This window comes from Chryseobacterium sp. PTM-20240506, assembly GCF_048296755.1.
In the GTDB taxonomy this organism is placed as follows: Bacteria; Bacteroidota; Bacteroidia; order Flavobacteriales; family Weeksellaceae; genus Chryseobacterium; species Chryseobacterium proteolyticum.
In genome coordinates this window covers 4,288,181-4,309,034 of sequence record NZ_CP182581.1, presented here as the reverse complement: position 1 = coordinate 4,309,034, position 20,854 = coordinate 4,288,181, and the positions used below count along the sequence as shown (strand labels likewise).

Sequence of the window (20,854 nt, the reverse complement as noted above, 5' to 3'; positions counted from 1 at the left end):
CAAAAAAAACACCATGAAACTCTTAAAATACAATACGAAAGCGCCTGAAGTTCTCACATTATGTGAACTACTTTATAAGCTGGGATATCCTATTAAAATTTCAGATTCTTTCAGCCTGGAAGTAGATGCGGCAGTTAAAGATTTCCAAAGCAAAAATGCTTTAGTAATAGACGGAATTGTCGGAATAAAAACATGGGCAGTATTATTGCAGAAAAATTCCAATCCGATTATCTCAACGGATAAATTCCTTAAAGAAAGTGACCTTATCTCGTTTGCTGATCAGTACGACCTTGAATTAGCAGCTGTAAAAGCCGTTAATGAAATTGAAAGCAGTGGAAAAGGTTTTTTAATCAACAATAAACCTAAGATTCTTTTTGAAGGGCATATTTTCTGGAATGAACTCGAAAAGCGAGGAATTAATCCAAACTCTTATTACAACGAGTCAAGTAAAGACATTCTTTATCCTAAATGGACCAGAACCTATTATCTGGGTGGGGTGAGAGAATATGACCGATTAAATGAGGCTATAGGCTTAGGATCTGATGTCAAATTTAAAGATGCTGCATTGTCATCAGCATCCTGGGGAAGCTTTCAGATCATGGGATTTCATGCTAAAAACCTGGGTTATACCGATGTTAATGATTTTGTATCTAAAATGGAGATCAATGAAGGGGAACACCTGAAAGCTTTTGGAAAGTTTTTAGAAAAGAATGGACTTTTGGTTCATTTGAGAAATAAAAACTGGGGCAATTTTGCAAAAGGCTATAATGGTACGGGTTATAAGCAGAATAAATACGATGAAAAGCTTGCTAAGGCTTATGCAAAATATTTGAATTAGATGGTTAAAAGCAGTACACTGATTTCAAAAGTTCCCTTTGTTCTGCAATTGAAACTCTCACAGAAAAAAATTCGGATTAATTGATGAAATCTGTGGGAGTTTTTTTCAATATATAATTTAAGTTAACATTCAAAATGTAACAACAATACATGGAGTGACAAATTATTTTACCACAAATAATCCTCACAGAGACAAGAATAAACCTTATGGATCACAAAAAAAAGAGACCATCACATGTGACAGTCTCTTTTTTTTATAAATGATATTCTATAGTATTAGAATAATTCTTTTCTGATAATGTTCTGACTTCTTTCCGGTCCAACAGAAACCAAGTACACATTGATTCCTAAATACTGCTCGATAAATTCGATATATTTCTGAGCGTTATCAGGAAGTTCATCATAGCTTCTTACCTTCGTAAGATCTTCACTCCATCCCGGTAAATCCTGGTAGATAGGCTCATAATTGTATAATTTTTCTGTAGAAGAAGTGAAGTAATCGATTACTTTACCATCTTCTGTTTTATACTGAGTTACAATTTTTAGGTTTTCAATTCCTGTAAGAACGTCAAGTTTAGTAATTACAAGGTTATTGATACCATTGATCATACAAGCATGTTTCAACGAAACAAGATCCAACCATCCGGTTCTTCTTGGTCTTCCGGTAGTCGCTCCGAATTCACCACCGATCTGTCTGATTTTTTCTCCTAATTCGTTATCCAATTCAGATGGGAAAGGTCCGTTTCCAACCCTTGTGCAGTATGCTTTGGCAACTCCAATAAGATTCTGAAGTGAAGTTGGCGGAACACCGGCTCCCGTACAAACTCCTCCTGTAGATGGAGAAGATGAAGTAACGTATGGATACGTTCCGAAATCAATATCCAACATCAATGCCTGAGCCCCTTCAAAAAGAACGTTTTTACCATCTCTGATCGCTTCATTCAATTCAACTTCTGTATCTACAATTCTGTCCTGAAGCTGTTTTCCTATCTCTAAAAATTCGTTGTAAATTTCTTCTACGTCTAAAGTCGGTTTTCCGTAGTATTTTTCAAAAAGAGAATTTTTAATTTTAAGGTTTTTCTCTATTTTCTCTCTTAAAATCTCAGGATTCAGAAGATCTATCATTCTGATTCCAACTCTTGCAATTTTATCTTCGTAACAAGGTCCGATTCCTTTTTTAGTGGTCCCGATCTGAGTTCCTCCATGCTCTTCTTCACGGTAAGTATCCAAAAGAATGTGGTAAGGCATGATCACATGCGCTCTTCTGCTGATAAAGATATGGTCGGTTCTTAAACCTTTGCTCTCAATCTGGCTAACTTCTTTGATGAAAGATTTAGGATTCACCACTACTCCATTGGCAATGATGCATTTTCCTTTGCACTGCAAAACTCCTGAAGGAAGAAGGTGTAAAACAAATTTTTCATCACCCACATAAACCGTATGACCTGCATTGTCTCCACCCTGGAAACGTACTACATAATCCGATTTAGCGGATAAAACATCCGTGATTTTCCCTTTACCTTCATCTCCGTACTGAAGACCTACAACTACGTAAGTTGACATATTTTACTATTGTTTTTAGATTCATGCAAAATTACTCTGAAAAAATAGGGTGGGCAAATTATGTGGAAAATTTATTTTCATTCTAGTTTAAAATCATAGAATTACAAGCATTTTTTACGACATCATTGATCTATCATCAAACCAAAAATCTTTTATTTATGTGTATATTTGAGTAGCGTTTGAGAATAATAAAGATAGTTTATGATATGAGAACATTACATCAAACAGGATACTTGTCTAAAAATACCAGCGATCAGCCTCAACTTTTTTACAATGTATTTACCCCTGAGAAGAATGAGATAAAGGCAAGTCTTTTAATTATCCATGGAATGCAGGAACATAGCGGAAGATATAATGAAATAGCAGAATATTTTGCCGGTCACGGATTAGCTGTAATCACTTACGATCATCTGGGACATGGAAAATCAGTGAAAGAAAAAAAAGATATCGGATTTTTTCAATTGAACCGACCGGATAAAAAATTGATCGATGATGCGGAAATGATGAGTGATCACCTAAGCTATCAATATCCTGATGTACCACATTTTGTCCTCGGTCATTCGATGGGTTCTTTTGTTACACGGTGTCTTCTTCAAAGAATTAGCACCCGGCTTACAGGAGCTATCATCGTTGGCACCGGAGGTACTTTAGCGGGTATCAGTCTTTTGAATACCTATTTTTCAATCGCCAATAAAATAGCACCCAAACAAAAAACATTTTTCAATTCACTTTTTAATTTCGTAAACAACAACCATTTCAGAAAAGATAAAAATTTTGGCGACACAAGCTGGCTAAGCCTCAATGAAGCCAATAGAGATGCTTTTACTCAGGATGAACTTTCTGGAATTCCTTTTACCAACAATGCATTTTATGCATTATTCAAACTGTATAAAAAAGCAACCAAAAGAAACTGGGCAAATCCCATTTCCAAATCCTTCCCTTTTTTATTTGTTAGTGGAAAAAACGATCCTATCGGGAATTTTGGAAAAGGAGTTATGCAAACAGTAAATAATTTAAAACAGAATGGATTCATTAAGGTGGATTACAGTATCTATCCTGAAATGAGGCATGAAATTATGAATGAGGAAATCCGGAAAGAGGTTCTGGATGATATTTACAAGTGGATTGAGAAACTTTTGTAACAAATATTCTTATAACTCTTTCATTTTAGGTATTTTGATTATTGTATATTTGATCATCAATACCAACACAAAATTAAAAGCAAACATGCCTAAAAAATCACTCCTTCTTATTATCCTGTTTCTATACTCTTCTCTTTCTTTAGACGCACAAAATAAAATTAATGAGTATCTGAGTATTCCCGGACCTATTAAAATTGATAATACATTCTATAATCTAATCTGGAGCTCTCATCCTAATGAGAATTATTACAAACAAGAATACCTAAGCCCAACCGAGAAAATCGAAAAATACGGCACATTAGTTATGATCGATTATATTCAGGGAACTCTTAAAATTGAAGATGTAATTAATCGAAAAGTAACAGAACTTGAGAACCTGAAAAAATCCAATCCGGTCGTCAATTACAAAATCTATGAAAACGGCGAAGAATATATCTTAGATTTTCTCATTACTGAGAATTCGAAAGATGGGAAAGAAATACTCATCGCAGAAAGAAATGTTTACCGTTATAAACTTATTTCAAACAATAAAAGTAAAGGAGTCCTACTTTTCGGCGTTAGTGAAAGGGGATATAAAGAAAACATAGAAAGTTTCTTCAATAATTTGAAAAATAACTCTTCCAAATTAATAGAAGTAGTTGGAAATTATCAATTACCGAAAATTGAAATAAAATAGGTGCTAAATTATCATTCCGAAGGATTCCAAAGCCATTATTCACATTTAACAGTTAGACTCCTTCGGAATGATTATTCCAAAATATTATCGACCCTAAAATCCCCGCAACTTAAAAAGTATCATTTTTAAAATACTTATCGCTGTATTAATCCAGCACAATTTCACTTTCTATACCAATCTCATCCAGGAAGATTTCATCATGAGAAATCACTAATAACGTCCCCTTATAATCTTTAATGGAGTTGGTAAGAATCTCTACATTTTGCAAATCCAGATTATTTGTGGGCTCATCGAGAACAATGATATCGGGAGCCCTATTACTGATTGAAAGCCCACACAATAAAAGTCTAAGGCGCTCTCCTCCACTTAACATTTCTCCTTTTTTATCCCATGTTTCTTTTCCAAATAAAAATCTGGACAATATGGTTTTTACTTCGGACTCCTGTAACGCATTATCATTAAACCTTTGGGCAAATTCATAAATGGTTGCTTCCTGAGCAATTAACGAATATTCCTGATCAATATAAATACTATTAAAATCAGTTCTTGAAATAGTTCCAATGGAAGCATCCAAATCACCAATTAAAAGTTTAATTAAAGTCGTTTTTCCGGAGCCGTTCGGTCCTTTCACACAAATACGATCTCCGCTTCTGATTTCGAGATCCAGATTTTTAGCCCATAAGAGTTTTTCATGATATCTGAAATTAATATCATCCGCTGTCATAAGAATTTTCCCTGTGTGAAGATCAGAATCGTTGAAATTTACTTTCATTTGTTCTGTATTTTTCACAGATGAACGCAATCCCCTAAGTCCTGCGGAAAGATCACTAATCTTTTCAGCGTGAATATTCTTGAGTTTGGAGGTATTCTTTTCGGCATTATTCCGGAGGGTATTCATCATAATTCTTGCAACTCCTGATTTTTCCTGCTTTTTCTTTCCCCGGGCATCTAATTTTTGTTTCCTTTCCAAGGTCTCCCTTTCTTTTTCCTTTGCCTTTTTCAAAGCCCGCTCCTTGGCATGAATGTCATGATGCAATGCCTCCTCCTCTATTTCCTTTTGTTCAACATAAAAATCAAAATTCCCACCATACGTTGAAATGCCTTGATTGCTCAATTCGTAAATCGTATCAACCAGATTTAATAAAGTTCTGTCGTGACTCACAATAACTATTGTAGCACTTGTTTTCGCAATATAGTCATATAAAAGACTCCGTCCTTCAAGATCGAGGTGGTTAGTGGGTTCATCCAGCAAAATGATATCCGGCTGATGAATCTGTAAACCTGCAAGAAAGACTTTTGTCTTCTGTCCTCCGCTCAGGCCCTCTAGTTTTTGATTTAAATCCAGGTTCTCAAGCTGCCAGTATTGTAAAGCCATTTGGCAACGATCTTCAATATCCCAATCATCGTTGAGAATATCAAAATAAATGTCGTCTACTTCGCCACTGCTAATCTTCTGTAAAGCATTTAGTTTTTGGTCAATTTTCAGGCTTTCTGCAATGGTAAGATGATTAAAGTTTCCAAACATTTGCGGAACGTAATATAAATTTCCTTCAATATGTAAGTTCCCTTCCAAAGGTTGGATTTCATTTGCTATAATTTTAAGCAGGGTAGATTTTCCCATGCCATTACTTCCGACCAAAGCCGTTTTTGAAGATGTTGGGATCGTTACATTGATATGATTAAAAAGCAGGTCTCTGTTGGGAAACCTATAGGATATATTTTGTAGAAAAATCATGATTTCTTTCTAATTAAAGTTAAACATCAATAATCCAAGGGGATTATCATCTGATCAAATCTGAAAGAAATTATATCCTACATGAGCGTATTTTTAGGTTTTGTGTATGCAAATATAATGCAAATAATAGATTAAACATAAAAACATTTTAATCAAAAATCAAAAATCCGTAACTTTGCCAACTACTAAATTTTTTTATGGAAAGCATTAAAGTTCACGACAAAACTTTTGTTCCTTATCTAAAGGACGCGGAAATTCAGGAAATAGTAAAAGCGACAGCGCTGAAAATTTATGAGGATTACAAAGATGAAGTTCCTGTCTTCATAGGAGTTTTGAACGGAGTTATCATGTTCTTCTCAGATCTTTTAAAGCATTATCCGGGAAACTGTGAGATTGCTTTTATCCAGATGAGTTCTTATGTAGGAACGGAATCTACGGGAATTGTTTACCAGAAGATGGAGCTGACGAAAGATGTTAAGGACCGTCATATTATTCTGGTTGAAGATATCGTAGATACAGGAAATACTGTTGAAAGCCTTTTCAAATATTTCAAAGAAACACAACGACCAAAATCTGTAAAACTGGCTTCTTTCTTACTAAAACCTGAGGTTTACAAGAAGGATTTTAAACTGGATTATATTGGAAAGGAAATTCCAAATAAATTTGTTCTGGGTTACGGATTAGATTACGATGAACTGGGAAGAAATCTTTCGGATTTATATCAGTTAGAAGAAGGTAAAATCAACCATTAATTTCAAAACCTGAAATTTAAACTTAAAATATCTAATTAAATAAAAATGATAAACATTGTTCTGTTCGGGCCTCCAGGAAGTGGAAAAGGAACACAAGCTCAGAATCTCATCGAAAAATTTAACTTAAAGCAAATCTCTACAGGTGATCTATTCAGATTCAATATGAAGAATGACACGGAACTTGGGAAATTAGCTAAATCTTACATCGATAAGGGAGAATTGGTTCCGGACCAGGTGACAATCGACATGTTGGTGGACGAATTGAGAAAACCAACCGATGCGGCAGGGTTTATTTTCGATGGATATCCAAGAACAGCAGTACAGACAGCGGCTTTGGAAAAAATCGTTAAAGAGGAACTGAATGACGAGATTGATGTTTGTCTTTCATTAATCGTTGAAGATAAAATTTTGGTTGAAAGATTGCTGAAAAGAGGAGAAACCAGTGGAAGATCTGATGACAGCAACGAAGAAATCATCCAGAACAGGATTAAAGAATATTATGCGAAAACAGCTGAAGTAGCTGAATTATATAAGCAACAAGGAAAATATGTAGAGGTAAACGGAGTTGGTGAGATCAATGAGATTTCTGAGAAATTGTTTGCTGAAGTAGAAAAAATTCAAAAATAAATTTTTGATTCAAGGTTCAAAGTTAAATATTCAAGGTTTAAACTTTGGACCTTACACATTAAACCTTGAATTAAAATTATGTCAAATTTTGTAGATTACGTAAAGATTCATTGTAAAAGCGGTCATGGAGGTGCAGGTTCTGCGCATCTTCGCCGTGAAAAATACATTCCTAAAGGTGGCCCTGATGGTGGAGACGGAGGTCGTGGAGGCCACGTTATTATGAAGGGGAATGCTCAGGAATGGACTTTACTACCACTCCGTTATACCCGTCACGTGAAAGCGGAGCGTGGAGAAAACGGAGGAAAAAATCAGTTAACAGGAGCTTATGGTGCCGATGTTTATATAGAGGTGCCTATCGGAACCATTGCCAAAAATGAAGAGGGTGAAATCATCGGTGAAATTTTAGAAGATGGTCAGGAAATCATCCTGATGGAAGGAGGAAAAGGAGGACTTGGTAACGAGCACTTTAAATCTTCAACAAACCAGACCCCACGTTACGCACAGCCGGGAATGGAGGGACAGGAAGGTTATGTGGTTTTTGAGCTTAAAATTTTAGCTGACGTAGGGCTTGTAGGTTTCCCGAATGCCGGAAAATCAACATTGTTGGCTTCCGTATCCGCGGCAAAACCTAAAATTGCCAATTACGCATTTACAACTTTGACGCCTAACCTGGGAATCGTAGACTACAGAAATTACAAATCATTTGTAATGGCTGATATTCCGGGGATTATAGAAGGAGCCGCTGAAGGAAAAGGCCTTGGCCATAGATTCCTAAGACATATTGAGAGAAATTCAATTTTGTTATTCCTTATTCCGGCAGATTCTGAAGATCATTTCCAGGAGTTTAAAATTCTTGAAAATGAGCTTAAAGAATACAATCCGGAATTATTGGATAAAGACTTTATTATTTCCATTTCAAAAGCAGACCTTCTGGACGATGAACTGAAAAAAGAAATTTCAGCAGAATTTCCTGAAAACAGGCAGCCGCTGTTCTTCTCGGGTGTAACCGGTGAAGGACTTACGGAACTTAAGGATGTTATCTGGAAAAAACTACATGGATAGAACACTGTTCTTCATATTAGTTTTATTTTACCAATTTTGTTTTTCACAAAGCAGTAAGACTTTATCAAAAATTGACAGCCTCAAAACAGACATTGAGGCTGTCAATTTTATACGGTCATGTTCACAATCAAAAGATGATTTTTTATCTGAGTTTACGTTAAAAACGATCAGGAGCTTTGAAGATGATAATTTGTCACCCCTTATAAAAAGGACTGCTGATAGTCTGGGTGTTGACAAAAGTTTTTATAAAGGAGACTTTGATCATAATGGGAAAACGGATTTATTATTTATCGGGGATGACAACAGCTGTCAATCATCCAGAGGCAGTTGTAGTGCAGTTGTAAAGGTTATTTTTGATATAGACAATAAGTATATGACCAAGAGTTTACTTCTGAATCATTTTGATTTTGTAATCCCGAAATTGTCTACCATAAATGGCAAAGATTATATCTCTGTTTTCTACGATGAAGTTACCGAAGATTTTAATTCTGAGAAATACAATTTTTACCACAAAATCGTCAATAAGATTCTGACTTATAAATTTGATAATTTCGTAGAGTATAATCCGGAACCTCAAAAGTATACTATTGAAAAAATATTTTTTGAAACAGAGCCCTGTTTTGGAACCTGTCCGGTGTTTACGCTTGAATTGAGTAAAAACGGCACCTCTCAATTTATTGCCAAGACTTACAATTTTATCAACCGTAATGATTCCTTTGAAAAAATAGAAAGGAAATCCCGTAAAACTTTTGAAAAAGGTGAAGGAAAATTTACAACCCAAATAAAAGCATCGGATTTTCAAAAAATTGAAACAATTCTTGGCTATATTAATTTTCCGGAGCTTCAAGATGATTATTCCGTAAGTTGGACCGATGATCAGTTGTCAACTTTAACAATTACCTATGACAACGGGAAGATCAAAAAGATTAAAGATTATGGTTTAGTTGGAAGTTATGGATTAACAACTCTTTATAAAACCCTGTTCGACCTAAGATTCAATCAGGAATGGAAGAAGATAAAACATTAAGTCCCCCGATCATCTGATACTCGTTGATCCTATTTCTGTACATTTCAAAGATTAAAAATATCGATAACAGACCTTAATTGCGCAGGTATGGAAGTAAAATAATAAACTTCAAATATTTTAACTACCTTTGTAGCATATTTCGCGGCATTCTCAGCCCTTTCGGTAATTAATTTTACTTAAAAATTCTGTTAATCAATTTTAGCAGATTCGCTAAAAATGATGAAGTATACTACTTCGACCGCATTATTTTTAATACGCAATATATTTTGTTATTTACAGATTTAAAAATCATCAAGCCCATTTTAGATGCGCTTCAACAGGAAGGTTATGAAAAACCAACTCCTATACAGCAAAAGGCTATTCCCTCTATTTTAGAGAAAAAAGATCTACTGGGAACGGCGCAAACCGGAACCGGTAAAACTGCAGCTTTTGCTATTCCCATTCTCCAGAACCTTTCAGAACGTCCAAAGACTAATCAGATCAAAGCTTTGGTTTTAACGCCTACAAGGGAACTGGCTATTCAGATTGAAGAAAGCTTTAATGCTTACGGAAGAAATCTTCCATTAAGAAAATTAGTTATTTTCGGAGGTGTAAAACAGGGCTCACAAGAAGCAGCTTTAAGAAAAGGAGTAGACATTCTTGTAGCAACACCGGGGAGACTCCTTGACTTCATTGCACAAGGAATTATCAGTCTTAAAAACCTGGAGATATTTGTTCTGGATGAAGCTGACAGAATGCTGGATATGGGATTTGTACATGACGTTAAAAGAATTATTAAGCTTTTACCACAGAGAAGGCAAACTTTATTTTTCTCTGCAACTATGCCTCCTGAAATACAAAAGCTTGCCAATTCCATCCTCAGCAATCCGGTACAGGTAGAAGTAACGCCTGTTTCTTCGACAGCTGAAACCATTAAACAATCTGTCTATTTTGTTCAGAAAGAAGATAAATTGGGATTACTTACACATATTCTTAAAAATCATATCTCTGAATCTGTTTTGGTTTTTTCAAGAACCAAGCACGGAGCTGATAAGATTGCAAGAACATTACAAAAAAATGGCATTTCAACGGAAGCGATTCATGGGAATAAATCTCAAAATGCACGTCAAAATGCGCTAAACAACTTCAAATCCGGAAAAACCAGAGTATTGGTTGCTACAGATATTGCAGCAAGAGGAATTGATATTGATGAGCTGAAATATGTAATTAATTACGAGCTTTCTGATGTTTCCGAAACCTATGTTCACAGAATCGGAAGAACAGGAAGAGCGGGTTCGGAAGGGACTTCTTTATCTTTTGTAGATGGTCTGGATTTGCTGAACCTTAGAAATACGGAAAAACTTATCGGACTTAAAATTCCAGTGGTTAAAGACCACCCGTTCCACACCGAAAACCTGGTTGCACAAAAAAGGGATTCAAATAATAAACCTATGAATCCGGGACAGGGAAAACCTAAACCTACTCAGAAGAAAGACATTGGTTTCAAAAAGCCAAAAAATAAAAGTTTCTTTAGGAAAAAATAAAAAAAAGCTTTCAGGGTTATTCCTGAAAGCTTTTTTATTCTCGTTATTTTTCTTTTAGCTTGTAAATTGTCACCGAGTCATACTGCGCCTGCCAGGTCTTTGCAGGATTTAAATAGGTTTTCACTTTAATTAACTCATTTTCATCAAGACTGTCTATGATCTTTTTACTTAAAGTATTCCTAAAGTAAAACATATTACGATTATTTTTCTTTTTAACATCCATGCCCATAAAAGTGATTGAGTTCCTTCCTTTTTCCAGTTGACTGGGAAAGAGCATATAGTTAATTTTATTTTTTTTGAGATAATCTTTAAAACGGAGCGTATTTATTTCATTAAAAAAAGTAGAGTTGGCTACCAAAGCATCTGCCGGTATAAAATTAAAATCGGAGTAAAAAGCAAATTTACCCGGAAAATCATAAACATATATTCGAGACTTTCGAGGAACTACGTTAACCAGATCTTCTGCCAAATTCTTTACCATATCCTTTGTTTTCTTTTCAAATTTTGACTTGTTATCAAAAACGTTATGAAATATGCTTAGGTTGGTCTTGAGCTTCAAAATCCCGATTGTACATAAGAAAAATGTTGAACCCAAAGAATAAATTATAAACTTGGATCTCGCAGGTACTATTCTCAATTGAAATTTTTCAACAATATCATTGATAAAAAAGCCACAAAAAATAAATTGTGATACAAAATACCACTGTCCTGTATATGACTGGAAAAATACATTATACAATAAATGAATAAAGCTTCCGCTAATAAATAAAATTTTGACAGAGCGGTAGTGTATATTTTTAGTAAAAATCAAAAATATCAAATATGCGGAACCCACAAATAAGAATAAATCAGGGAGTAAACCAAAAGGATCATCCAGATTAGCTTTAGGAAAGGAACTTTTTATTCTGCCACTGACAGGAACCATATCTCCGAACAAATACTGATTGGAAAATAAATAAGGTCCCGCCAAAATTAAAAATCCTAAAATTACTTTAGAAATGCTTTGAAAATTCCAGTCCCGGTGTTTCCAATAAAGAAAGCCTAAAGGAATAATGATAAAAATATGATCCAGCCTTGCCAGAAAAACGAGGCTACAAATGAATCCGAACAGAAAATCGTTGGTGTATCTTTTACAAAGAAAATAAAGCAGCCAGGCAATGGTGAAAAAGGTGAGATGCGCTTCCGTTAAATATAATGATCCAAGGCTGAAAAAAATTAAGCAATACAATGCTAAGCTCAATACTTTTCCACTTACTGAATCTTTGAATAAGGTTTTTTCAAAAAATCTGTATCCCGCAATGATAAAGATAACCTGAAAAAACCATAGAATGTATACTGAGAAACTTTTACCCAAAAAATTGATCGCTTCCGCAATAACACAGAATACCATCCATAAAGGATGGAAGCCATTGGTAAGGTATAAATCATTAAACCCCATAAAGCCATTTCTGACCATATTATAGGCAATCTGTGGATAAAAATAACCATCATCAACCGGAAACTTCGCCGGATTCCATAGAAAAAACACAGCAGAAAGGAAAAGAAGATAATGGATATTTTCTTTTAAAAGCTTCATATAGGCCTAGTAATTGTAAATGTGTTTTGCATTCTGGCTTGTGATTCTGTCAATTTCAGAAAAATCTTTATTGTAGATATTCACCAGCTTTCCTACCACCAGATCAAGATAAGAACTTTCATTTCTTTTACCCCTATGAGGAACCGGAGCCAGGTAAGGAGAGTCTGTTTCCAGAACAATTTTTTCTAAAGGAATTTCTTGCAGGAACTGATCTATTTTCCCGTTTTTAAAGGTCACTACTCCACCAATTCCTAATAAAAAATTAAGATCGATAGCATGTTTTGCTTGTTCAAGGTTACCGGAAAAACAATGAAATATTCCTCTCAATTTCGGATGCTTTTTTCTTTCCAAGACTTCAAAAGTTTCATCAAAACTTTCCCTTGTATGGATTACAATAGGCAGATCCATCTCAATAGCCCAGTCGATTTGTTGTTCAAAAGCCTTTACCTGGATATCTAGAGTTGATTGATCCCAATAGAGATCAATTCCTATTTCCCCGATGGCAGGAAATGCTCTTTTATCAAGATATTCTTTAACAATTGCCAGTTCTTTTTCCCAGGATTCGGGTTTTACGTAGCAAGGGTGCAATCCCATCATTGAAAAAACCTGTCCAGGATATTCAGCTTCCAATTGAAGCATTTTTTCATGAGACTCAGAGTCAATAGCAGGAAGATAAAATTCCGTAATTCCTTTGTCTAAAGCCCTTTGAATAACCTCCTTTCTATCTTCATCAAATTCTTCAGCGTATAAATGTGTATGGGTGTCAATCATAATTTTAAAATTTTAATAGATCTTCATAAGGGTTTTCTAAATTCATTAATACACCGAAAGCCGGTTCCGTTTTTATCCCTTCCTTCTTAAGTTCTATAATCTGTTGTTTAAATTCCTCTCCTTTCTCCTGTAATATTGTGTACTCTGCTACCATATGGCGATAAGCATTTTGTTGCGTCGTCGGTTTATCTTGACCAAAAATCTCTATGGGAAACTCTTCGAGATTAAAATTGATCACAATAGATTTTTCCCCTTTTATCTCAATCTTTTCTACTGTGAAATGAATTCCTGGTGGAATAAGTTGAGAAAGGCGGATCGTTTCCAAAAAGAAATCTTCATCTTTAACTTCACAAATGATATCCAGATCGCTTCCGTCAATATCAATTTCAATAGGAATAGTTCCTGCAAGCAAGGGTGAGAAATCTTTTAGTTTTTCCAGGATCTGATATTTTGTAAGCACCAAGTGAGCCCTTTGCTGCCTCTGGTTACCGCTTTCCAAATAATCAATCTTTGTAAAGTCTGTTATCATTACTGGAATATCTTATGTTTTACCTTTTTCTGTTGAGCTTCAATTCTTTGCTTTAATTTTTCTCTAAAATCAACATATTTAGGATCTTTTTCATCTGCTGTCCTGTGTTGCAGGGCTTTATGGATTTTAAAATTTTCTTTGATAAACTCCTTTGTGTCTTCCGCAAAATAAGCAGCTCCAAATTTATCAAAGATATACTGAACAGCCTGAGAATTGGGATGAATCATATCTTCTTTATAAAAACGATAATCCCTTAAATCATCCATCAATATTTCATAAACGGGTAAATAATGACAGTTCTCAATCCCTGAAATAGCTTCATGTACTGCAGATATCAATTTTGATTTGCTTAACTGATTTTCCATCATACCGTCTTTGGTATGTCTTACGGGAGAAACCGTAAACAAAATCTGAACATCTTCTTTACAGATATCTTTCAGGCTAAAAATGGTCTGATAAATAGAATCTGTGATTTCCTGATGGGTTAGCAACCTTTTGTTAAAGAATTTTTGTGGAATTTTGTGACAATTGGCTACCAGCTTGTTTTTAGGCTGAAATTCATAAATAAAGGAGGTTCCATAGGTTATAATAACCCAATTAGTATCCTGCAAAAAGAGATTCCCTTCTTCTAAATGGCCATTGATCTTATCCAGTGTCTGATGAATATACCTTGTATCGAATTTCGTATGATGGTCAAGGGAAATAAATTCGTCATTAAACGTGATTAAATCTTCTTCTTCATAAAAGTGTGAATCATGAAGCCTTTGTATTGCGTTATTGATCGAAAACGGATTAAACAGGGTTCCAAACGGATTATTGACCGTCTGAAGCTGTCCCTGGTGAAGCAGATCCGACATCTCTGAGGCAAAACAGGAACCTATTGAAAATATTTTATCTTCAATTTCAATCTTTTTTGCAGATTCTTTGATGTCAACTTCGGTTCTGAATTTCATTGTAAATATAAGAGGCTAAAGCTAAAGGTGGAAGAAGAAGCCTAAACAACTCCTTACCAAAACCTTTAATAATCAGCGACTCATTAGCTTTCCCTTCTTAAAAGATAATTAGCGAGTTCTATGAATGGCTTTTTCTTTTCTTCAGGAATATTAATTTTTTTAAGATAACTCTGCCCTATTTCATTGTGCTTTTCAATTAAACGCAATGCTTTTTCATCTACTTTTGTTCTTCTGAAGATCTTTTCTACTCCGTACACCTTATCGATATTATCGGTTTTTTTAGAGTACCAGTGATCCAATTCTTTTCTTTCTTCCTCCGTGGCGTGTTCTCTTGCCAGAAGATAAAGTACAGTCTTCTTATTTTCATAAATGTCACCTGCATGTTTTTTTCCAAACTGAGCCTGATCTCCAAAAACGTCCAGGTAATCATCCATGATCTGGAAAGCAATTCCTATATGTTTTCCAAAATTAAAAATGGATTTGGCATCTTTAAAATTAGCTTTAGCAATTAAAGCTCCGATCTCAAAAGATGAAGCACTTAATACTCCGGTCTTATAAGTAATCATTCTGATGTAATCATCGAAAGTCACATCTTCCTGTGTTTCGAAATTAATGTCGTACTGCTGTCCTTCACATAATAGGAGCCCGGTATGGGTAAATATTCGGATACAGGCTTTAAATATTTCCGGTTCAAGGTCTTCAAAAAATTTATACGCCTTCAGCATCAGCCCGTCTCCGGATAAGATCCCTACATTAATTCCATGTAAAGTATGAATAGTAGGCTTATTTCTTCTCAGAGGAGCTTCATCCATAATATCATCATGAATCAATGTGAAGTTATGGAAAAATTCAATCGCCAAAGCCGGCTTAATAGCCTGTTTAAGATCACCACCAAATAAGTCACAAGCCATCAGAACCATAATAGGTCGCAGACGTTTTCCACCATGGGAAATGATGTAATTCATCGGTTCATATAATTCCGCAGGTTTGTCTTTAAAAGTGTACTTGGTAATAGCGTCAGCAACCAGCTGTTGGTACTTGTCTAAAAATTCCATAAAATCCAATAATTTCCAACAAAAATACGATTTTTCAAATCTTTATAAAACAAAAAACTTTGCCCATTTGGACAAAGTTCAGTATTGTAATTTTAAATTAATATCTAGGAAAGAAAAGCGACCAAAAGATAAGTAACTGCCGCTACAATAGCAGAGATAGGAATCGTCAATACCCAAGCCCAAAGCAAGCTTACTGTAATCCCCCATCTTACCGCTGAAATCCTCTTCGTTAATCCAACTCCAATAATAGACCCGGTAATCGTATGTGTGGTAGATACCGGAATACCAAAATGATCGGTAATAAATAAGGTAATAGCTCCTGCAGTTTCAGCACTTACACCTTCCAGCGGGGTTACCTTTGTAATCTTGGTTCCCATTGTCTTGATGATCTTCCATCCACCACTCATTGTTCCCAAACCTATCGCCAGGAAAGAAACCAAAGGTACCCAAAGATAATGTTCTGCAAAATAATCAAATCGTCCGGCAGAAGGTATATTTAAGTATACAGGATCCTGTAAAATCTGTACATGGTAATAAATTAAAGCCGCACCGATAATTCCCATTACTTTTTGTGCATCATTCAGACCATGTCCTAGACTAAAGAGGGCTGAAGAAACAAGCTGTAATCTTTTAAAAGACTTATCTGCTTTATGAGGGTTTGATCTCTTATAAAGATGAACGATAATCAATGTGATAATGATTGAAATGACCATCCCGATAACGGGTGCCATAAAAATAAACAGGAAGATAGGAATTACTTTATCAAATTTAACCACACTTTGTGTTGTAACCTGATAAAATGCCTGTTTGAAAGTATCTATAAAACCCAGATTGGGCTGAGCAGCTGCTACATCATGATAATCCAGGATGAAAGCATGCATTAAAGCCGCACCTAAGAAACCACCAATTAGGGTATGTGATGAAGAAGATGGTATACCAAACCACCATGTTAAAAGGTTCCAGGCAATAGCTGCCACAAGACCTGAAAATATTACCTCCAGGGTAATAAAGTTTTCATTAACGGTTTTGGCAATCGTATTACCAATTTTAAATTCTCCAATGATGTATGCTGCGATAAAAAAGGCTGCAAAATTCCATAGTGCCGCCCAAAGCACAGCCTGAAAAGGAGTTAAAACTTTTGTAGAAACAATAGTAGCAATTGAATTGGCCGCATCATGAAAACCATTAATATAATCGAAAATTAAAGCTAAAGCAATAATAACCGTAAGTAAAATCGGAAATTCCATTTTTTGTTATATTGTTTATGCGTATTTGATCATAATGTTTTCAATAGTATTAGCTACATCTTCAGCCTTGTCGGTTACTATTTCAAGATAATTAAGTACAGATGAAACTTTGATGATATTGATAGCGTCGTTTGTTTCAAACAATTCTACCATTGAGTTGGAAAGTAAGTCGTCAGCAATATTCTCAATAGAGTTTACTTTGATACAAGCTTCTTTCACCTGATCCATATTTTTGAATCCTTTCAGGTTTTTCATTGCATTCTGAATTTCAAGACATGCCTTATGAATCAACAATGAGAAGTCTGCATATGCCTTCATTAAAGGCGATTTATATAAGAAAATATATTTTGTTGAAGCGTAGATATAATCTGCGATATCATCTAAACCTGTGGCCAAAGTGTGAATATCTTCACGGTCAAAAGGAGTTATAAAGTTTTTTCCAAGCTCAATAAAGATTTCGTGCGTAAGCTCATCATTTTTGTGTTCGTAGTCGCTCATTTTCTTCAACATAGAGTCGTCATTAAGGTCAAAATCTTTCACCCCGTTGTTGAACTCTTCAGACATTGCTACTAGATTTTCAGTTACTTTTTCGAAAAGCACGAAGAAGATTTTATCTTTAGGCTGAAAAGCGTGGAAAATATTACCAATTCCCATTTTTAAGTATTTATAATTCGTCTGCAAATTTCCTAAAAAAGCACCTTACCAAAAAGTATATAACATTAAGTTTTGTTAACATTGGTTTAAGTGCTGATTATCAAACAAAAAAACCGACTATAAGCCGGTTTATATTATATAAAAATGAGTTTTAATTAGCTTCTTCAGCTCTCATATCTTTTCCTCTGAATTTCATTGAAGAAATATTATTCAAAAGCTCTCCCTTAAATGATTTCTCAATTTCAAAGAATGAGAATTTCTCTAAAATTTCAATATCACCAATTTCAGCTCTCTTTTTACCATTTCCGGCAGTTGCTTTATTGATAATATCCAAAACATCCAGTTTCTTCAATTGATCTTTCTTTCCAAGGTTGAAGAAGAATCTTACCATATCTTCATTCTTTCTTCTAGGTTTTCCTCCACGATCTCTTCTGTCTCCACCTCTGCTATCACGGTCTCTTCCTCTGTCTCGGTCACGATCTCTTCCTCTGTCTCTTCTTGAGTAATCATCATCTCTGGTACTGAATTTCTGTTCAGCAAGATCATGCTTATCTTTATAGTACAATGCAAGATCTTTCAACTGGAACTGCAGTAACTGATGTACCAATTCTTCTTTCGTGAATTTGCTAAGATCCGGAATCAAGCTGTCGTCAAACTCAAATAAGTCTTCATGCTCCGTAAATAGCTTTTCGAAAACGCCTCCTACCTGCGCTTTGATGATATCATCACCTGTAGGGATTGTTTTTTCAACAATATCAATCTTTGTTGTTGATTTAATCTGTTTTAGCTTTCTGCTTTCTTCAGGCTTAATCAAAGCCATAGAAATACCGTCTTTTCCAGCTCTACCCGTTCTACCACTTCTGTGAACGAATACTTCAGGATCATCAGGTAGAGAGTAATGGATAACGTGAGTTAGTGAGTTCACATCCAAACCTCTTGCTGCTACATCGGTAGCCACCAAAATGTCGATATTTTTCAATCTGAATTTCTTCATTACCGTATCTCTCTGCGCCTGAGAAAGATCACCATGAAGTGCATCAGCTGCATAACCGTTCTGCATTAAGAAATCTGCCACTTCCTGAGTTTCCATTCTTGTTCTACAGAAAATAATGGAATACTGATTAGGGTTTGCGTCAATTAATCTTTTTAGAGCTTCTTTTTTATTACGATATCCTACCACATAGTATTCGTGCTTAATGTTCTTTTTAACTTCGTTAATAGAACCCACTGAAATACGGTGAGGTTTTGTAAGATAATTTTTAGAAATTCTTTCCACTTCTTTATTCATCGTTGCAGAGAATAAGAAAGTTTGTTTTGTTTCAGGAGTTTCACTTAAAATTGTTTCCAATTCATCTTTGAAACCCATTGAAAGCATTTCGTCAGCTTCATCTAAAACCAACCAATGGATCGCAGAAAAATCAAGTGCTTTTCTGTTAATCAAATCAATTACTCTTCCGGGAGTACCTACAATAATTTGTGGTTTTTCCTTCAAAGAACGTATTTGGTCCATAATACTGCTACCTCCGTACACTGCTGTAGATTTGATATTCTGCATGTACTTAGAGTAATTCTTTATGTCTTTAGAAATCTGAAGACATAATTCCCGTGTCGGACAAAGCACCAATAGTTGGATTTTGCGACTCGTATCGTCAATCATATCCAAAATCGGAAGCGAAAAAGCTGCTGTTTTGCCTGTCCCAGTTTGCGCAAGTGCGATCAAGTCGCGTATATCTGAAAGAATAAAAGGGATAGTCTGTTTTTGGATTTCTGTCGGGCTTTCATAACCCATTTCGCCAATAGCCTTAAGGATGTCAGGACTTAAATTGGACTCCGTAAATAAATTCATTAAATATTTTAAAATTTTTGCAAAGATACAATTAATATTTGACTTTATTTTGAATAAAGTGTTAAATAACGAATCTTAATTTCAGAATACTTTAATATATTTTTAATTTTTAAAAAATTAAACGCAAAAAATAAACCGTTATGTTAAAAAAATATTAAACAATATTTTTTTTTGTTAAATTGGATTGATTTTTTCGTGGAGATTAATGAATTTTCAAAAATAAAATCAGGAATTATAATTTTTTTATTTTAATATTCCCGAAAATTGCATGAAATATGTAAAAGAAAGATCTTCAATTATTGTTGTGAGACTTTCTGTTATGCAAACACCATTTGCCATTTCACTACAGGATTCTTTATCATATTTGCTGTCTTGCCATAAAAAATATAGTTTCTGGACATCATCCTGTTTTAATGCTTCAAATCCTGATCGGATTGAGGCATTGACATATGAATAGATTTACTTAAATTTGGTTAAAATTAAAAAACATGTCCGCCACCATTTCTACAAAAACCTTTGATTTTCTCAAAAAATTATCCAAAAATAACAACCGCGAGTGGTTTAATGAAAATAAACATCTTTACACCGAATCACAGGAAAATGTGGTTGCATTTCTGGAAGACCTTATTAAAGAAATGTCGGCGTTCGATGGAGAGCTTGCTAAAATAGATGCTAAAAAAGCTCTATTCCGGATTTACAGGGACACCCGTTTTTCAAAAGATAAAATACCTTATAAAACAAACTTTGGAGCGTCATTAGGAATGGGAAAAGGAAGCCAGAAAGGAGGATACTATCTTCACCTGGAACCAGGAAAGTCTTTTTTGGCAGGAGGTATTTACATGCCTGAATCATCAGTTTTAAAAGAAGTACGAAAAGAGATCTCCTTATATGCTGATGACTTTATTAAAATTGTTAATAACAAAGATTTTAAAAAGCATTTTCCTGAACTGGATCAAAGTGACCAATTAAAAAAGATACCCCAGGGATTCGAGAAAGAAGATCCGATGGCAGAATATTTAAAACTGAAAAATTTTATTGTTGTGTACAACATCAAGGATGAAACAGTTTTGGATAAAAATGCCGTTAAGGAGCTAACCAAAGTTTTCAAACTTATGAAGCCATTCAATGATTTTCTGAATACCCCTTTTCTGTAACTACAAGAATCTATTTTAAACATGCCTGAAATAAAAGAATTACAACCAGTTACACATTCTTTTAAAATAAAACAAGCATGTATATTTTAATTGAAAATCAACGCGTTAGATTTAAACAAAATTAA

Annotated in this window: 19 protein-coding genes; 9 read left to right on the top strand and 10 right to left on the bottom strand. The window is 34.7% G+C overall.

Features of this window, described 5'->3' with window-relative positions:
- Positions 1-13: 13 nt before the first annotated feature.
- Positions 14-838: an N-acetylmuramidase family protein gene (locus ACNFU2_RS19350; RefSeq protein WP_306611148.1), complete on the top strand. Its 825-nt coding sequence runs from the start codon at positions 14-16 to the stop codon at positions 836-838.
- Between the two features lie 275 nt (positions 839-1,113).
- On the opposite strand, the gene ACNFU2_RS19345 is transcribed toward ACNFU2_RS19350, so the two are convergent.
- The gene (locus ACNFU2_RS19345) at positions 1,114-2,400 is read right to left on the bottom strand and encodes an adenylosuccinate synthase (protein WP_172276629.1); all 1,287 of its coding nucleotides are present in this window, start codon (positions 2,398-2,400) and stop codon (positions 1,114-1,116) included.
- 206 nt (positions 2,401-2,606) lie between these two features.
- Here ACNFU2_RS19345 and ACNFU2_RS19340 point away from each other — a divergent pair, with 206 nt between their 5' ends.
- Positions 2,607-3,542: an alpha/beta fold hydrolase gene (locus tag ACNFU2_RS19340; RefSeq protein ID WP_273650916.1), complete on the top strand. Its 936-nt coding sequence runs from the start codon at positions 2,607-2,609 to the stop codon at positions 3,540-3,542.
- Between the two features lie 85 nt (positions 3,543-3,627).
- Positions 3,628-4,218 (top strand): hypothetical protein, encoded by a 591-nt coding sequence (locus ACNFU2_RS19335; RefSeq protein WP_172276623.1) that lies wholly within the window; start codon positions 3,628-3,630, stop codon positions 4,216-4,218.
- A gap of 145 nt (positions 4,219-4,363) precedes the next feature.
- Here ACNFU2_RS19335 and ACNFU2_RS19330 read toward each other — a convergent pair whose 3' ends face one another.
- Positions 4,364-5,953: an ABC-F family ATP-binding cassette domain-containing protein gene (locus tag ACNFU2_RS19330; RefSeq protein ID WP_172276620.1), complete on the bottom strand. Its 1,590-nt coding sequence runs from the start codon at positions 5,951-5,953 to the stop codon at positions 4,364-4,366.
- Positions 5,954-6,150: 197 nt separating this feature from the next.
- On the opposite strand from ACNFU2_RS19330, the gene ACNFU2_RS19325 reads away from it, so the two are divergent.
- From ACNFU2_RS19325 to ACNFU2_RS19305, 5 genes are all read left to right on the top strand, one after another.
- On the top strand, positions 6,151-6,705 hold the full coding sequence (locus ACNFU2_RS19325) for a phosphoribosyltransferase (protein WP_172276617.1): 555 nt from the start codon (positions 6,151-6,153) through the stop codon (positions 6,703-6,705).
- A gap of 45 nt (positions 6,706-6,750) precedes the next feature.
- Positions 6,751-7,332 carry an adenylate kinase gene (locus ACNFU2_RS19320; RefSeq protein WP_172276614.1) on the top strand — a complete coding sequence of 194 codons (582 nt, stop codon included), beginning with the start codon at positions 6,751-6,753 and terminating at the stop codon, positions 7,330-7,332.
- 78 nt (positions 7,333-7,410) lie between these two features.
- Complete coding sequence (gene obgE / locus ACNFU2_RS19315; protein ID WP_172276611.1) at positions 7,411-8,394, top strand: GTPase ObgE; 984 nt, start codon at positions 7,411-7,413, stop codon at positions 8,392-8,394.
- Positions 8,387-9,421 (top strand): DUF6438 domain-containing protein, encoded by a 1,035-nt coding sequence (locus ACNFU2_RS19310; protein ID WP_273650915.1) that lies wholly within the window; start codon positions 8,387-8,389, stop codon positions 9,419-9,421. Before obgE ends, ACNFU2_RS19310 begins: the two co-directional genes overlap by 8 nt.
- Before the next feature lie 266 nt (positions 9,422-9,687).
- A complete protein-coding gene (locus ACNFU2_RS19305; RefSeq protein ID WP_172276605.1) occupies positions 9,688-10,944 on the top strand; it encodes a DEAD/DEAH box helicase in 1,257 nt (418 codons plus the stop codon).
- A gap of 43 nt (positions 10,945-10,987) precedes the next feature.
- On the opposite strand, the gene ACNFU2_RS19300 is transcribed toward ACNFU2_RS19305, so the two are convergent.
- From ACNFU2_RS19300 to ACNFU2_RS19265, 8 genes are all read right to left on the bottom strand, one after another.
- Positions 10,988-12,520 carry a hypothetical protein gene (locus tag ACNFU2_RS19300; protein ID WP_172276603.1) on the bottom strand — a complete coding sequence of 511 codons (1,533 nt, stop codon included), beginning with the start codon at positions 12,518-12,520 and terminating at the stop codon, positions 10,988-10,990.
- A gap of 6 nt (positions 12,521-12,526) precedes the next feature.
- A complete protein-coding gene (locus tag ACNFU2_RS19295) occupies positions 12,527-13,291 on the bottom strand; it encodes a TatD family hydrolase (RefSeq protein ID WP_172276600.1) in 765 nt (254 codons plus the stop codon).
- A 4-nt stretch (positions 13,292-13,295) separates the two neighbouring features.
- Positions 13,296-13,820 carry a DUF4269 domain-containing protein gene (locus tag ACNFU2_RS19290; RefSeq protein ID WP_273650912.1) on the bottom strand — a complete coding sequence of 175 codons (525 nt, stop codon included), beginning with the start codon at positions 13,818-13,820 and terminating at the stop codon, positions 13,296-13,298.
- Positions 13,820-14,773, bottom strand: coding sequence for a GSCFA domain-containing protein (locus tag ACNFU2_RS19285; protein ID WP_172276597.1), 954 nt, complete (start codon positions 14,771-14,773; stop codon positions 13,820-13,822). The genes ACNFU2_RS19290 and ACNFU2_RS19285 overlap by 1 nt, the downstream gene beginning before the upstream one ends.
- An 83-nt stretch (positions 14,774-14,856) precedes the next feature.
- Positions 14,857-15,828 (bottom strand): polyprenyl synthetase family protein, encoded by a 972-nt coding sequence (locus ACNFU2_RS19280; protein WP_172276595.1) that lies wholly within the window; start codon positions 15,826-15,828, stop codon positions 14,857-14,859.
- A 104-nt stretch (positions 15,829-15,932) separates the two neighbouring features.
- Positions 15,933-17,075 (bottom strand): inorganic phosphate transporter, encoded by a 1,143-nt coding sequence (locus ACNFU2_RS19275; protein ID WP_172276592.1) that lies wholly within the window; start codon positions 17,073-17,075, stop codon positions 15,933-15,935.
- Positions 17,076-17,090: 15 nt separating this feature from the next.
- On the bottom strand, positions 17,091-17,729 hold the full coding sequence (locus ACNFU2_RS19270; protein ID WP_172276589.1) for a DUF47 domain-containing protein: 639 nt from the start codon (positions 17,727-17,729) through the stop codon (positions 17,091-17,093).
- A gap of 151 nt (positions 17,730-17,880) precedes the next feature.
- The gene (locus ACNFU2_RS19265; RefSeq protein WP_172276587.1) at positions 17,881-19,575 is read right to left on the bottom strand and encodes a DEAD/DEAH box helicase; all 1,695 of its coding nucleotides are present in this window, start codon (positions 19,573-19,575) and stop codon (positions 17,881-17,883) included.
- Positions 19,576-20,063: 488 nt separating this feature from the next.
- Between ACNFU2_RS19265 and ACNFU2_RS19260 the strand changes: the two genes are divergently transcribed.
- Positions 20,064-20,729 (top strand): DUF2461 domain-containing protein, encoded by a 666-nt coding sequence (locus ACNFU2_RS19260; RefSeq protein WP_172276584.1) that lies wholly within the window; start codon positions 20,064-20,066, stop codon positions 20,727-20,729.
- Positions 20,730-20,854: the final 125 nt, after the last annotated feature.

What these genes read in the sequence shown, in the direction of transcription:
- ACNFU2_RS19350 (WP_306611148.1), top strand. Translation starts at nt 14, where the DNA reads ATGAAACTCTTAAAATACAATACGAAAGCGCCTGAAGTTCTCACATTA.
- ACNFU2_RS19345 (WP_172276629.1), bottom strand. Translation starts at nt 2,400, where the DNA reads ATGTCAACTTACGTAGTTGTAGGTCTTCAGTACGGAGATGAAGGTAAA.
- ACNFU2_RS19340 (WP_273650916.1), top strand. Translation starts at nt 2,607, where the DNA reads ATGAGAACATTACATCAAACAGGATACTTGTCTAAAAATACCAGCGAT.
- ACNFU2_RS19335 (WP_172276623.1), top strand. Translation starts at nt 3,628, where the DNA reads ATGCCTAAAAAATCACTCCTTCTTATTATCCTGTTTCTATACTCTTCT.
- ACNFU2_RS19330 (WP_172276620.1), bottom strand. Translation starts at nt 5,953, where the DNA reads ATGATTTTTCTACAAAATATATCCTATAGGTTTCCCAACAGAGACCTG.
- ACNFU2_RS19325 (WP_172276617.1), top strand. Translation starts at nt 6,151, where the DNA reads ATGGAAAGCATTAAAGTTCACGACAAAACTTTTGTTCCTTATCTAAAG.
- ACNFU2_RS19320 (WP_172276614.1), top strand. Translation starts at nt 6,751, where the DNA reads ATGATAAACATTGTTCTGTTCGGGCCTCCAGGAAGTGGAAAAGGAACA.
- obgE (WP_172276611.1), top strand. Translation starts at nt 7,411, where the DNA reads ATGTCAAATTTTGTAGATTACGTAAAGATTCATTGTAAAAGCGGTCAT.
- ACNFU2_RS19310 (WP_273650915.1), top strand. Translation starts at nt 8,387, where the DNA reads ATGGATAGAACACTGTTCTTCATATTAGTTTTATTTTACCAATTTTGT.
- ACNFU2_RS19300 (WP_172276603.1), bottom strand. Translation starts at nt 12,520, where the DNA reads ATGAAGCTTTTAAAAGAAAATATCCATTATCTTCTTTTCCTTTCTGCT.
- ACNFU2_RS19295 (WP_172276600.1), bottom strand. Translation starts at nt 13,291, where the DNA reads ATGATTGACACCCATACACATTTATACGCTGAAGAATTTGATGAAGAT.
- ACNFU2_RS19290 (WP_273650912.1), bottom strand. Translation starts at nt 13,820, where the DNA reads ATGATAACAGACTTTACAAAGATTGATTATTTGGAAAGCGGTAACCAG.
- ACNFU2_RS19285 (WP_172276597.1), bottom strand. Translation starts at nt 14,773, where the DNA reads ATGAAATTCAGAACCGAAGTTGACATCAAAGAATCTGCAAAAAAGATT.
- ACNFU2_RS19280 (WP_172276595.1), bottom strand. Translation starts at nt 15,828, where the DNA reads ATGGAATTTTTAGACAAGTACCAACAGCTGGTTGCTGACGCTATTACC.
- ACNFU2_RS19275 (WP_172276592.1), bottom strand. Translation starts at nt 17,075, where the DNA reads ATGGAATTTCCGATTTTACTTACGGTTATTATTGCTTTAGCTTTAATT.
- ACNFU2_RS19270 (WP_172276589.1), bottom strand. Translation starts at nt 17,729, where the DNA reads ATGGGAATTGGTAATATTTTCCACGCTTTTCAGCCTAAAGATAAAATC.
- ACNFU2_RS19265 (WP_172276587.1), bottom strand. Translation starts at nt 19,575, where the DNA reads ATGAATTTATTTACGGAGTCCAATTTAAGTCCTGACATCCTTAAGGCT.
- ACNFU2_RS19260 (WP_172276584.1), top strand. Translation starts at nt 20,064, where the DNA reads ATGTCCGCCACCATTTCTACAAAAACCTTTGATTTTCTCAAAAAATTA.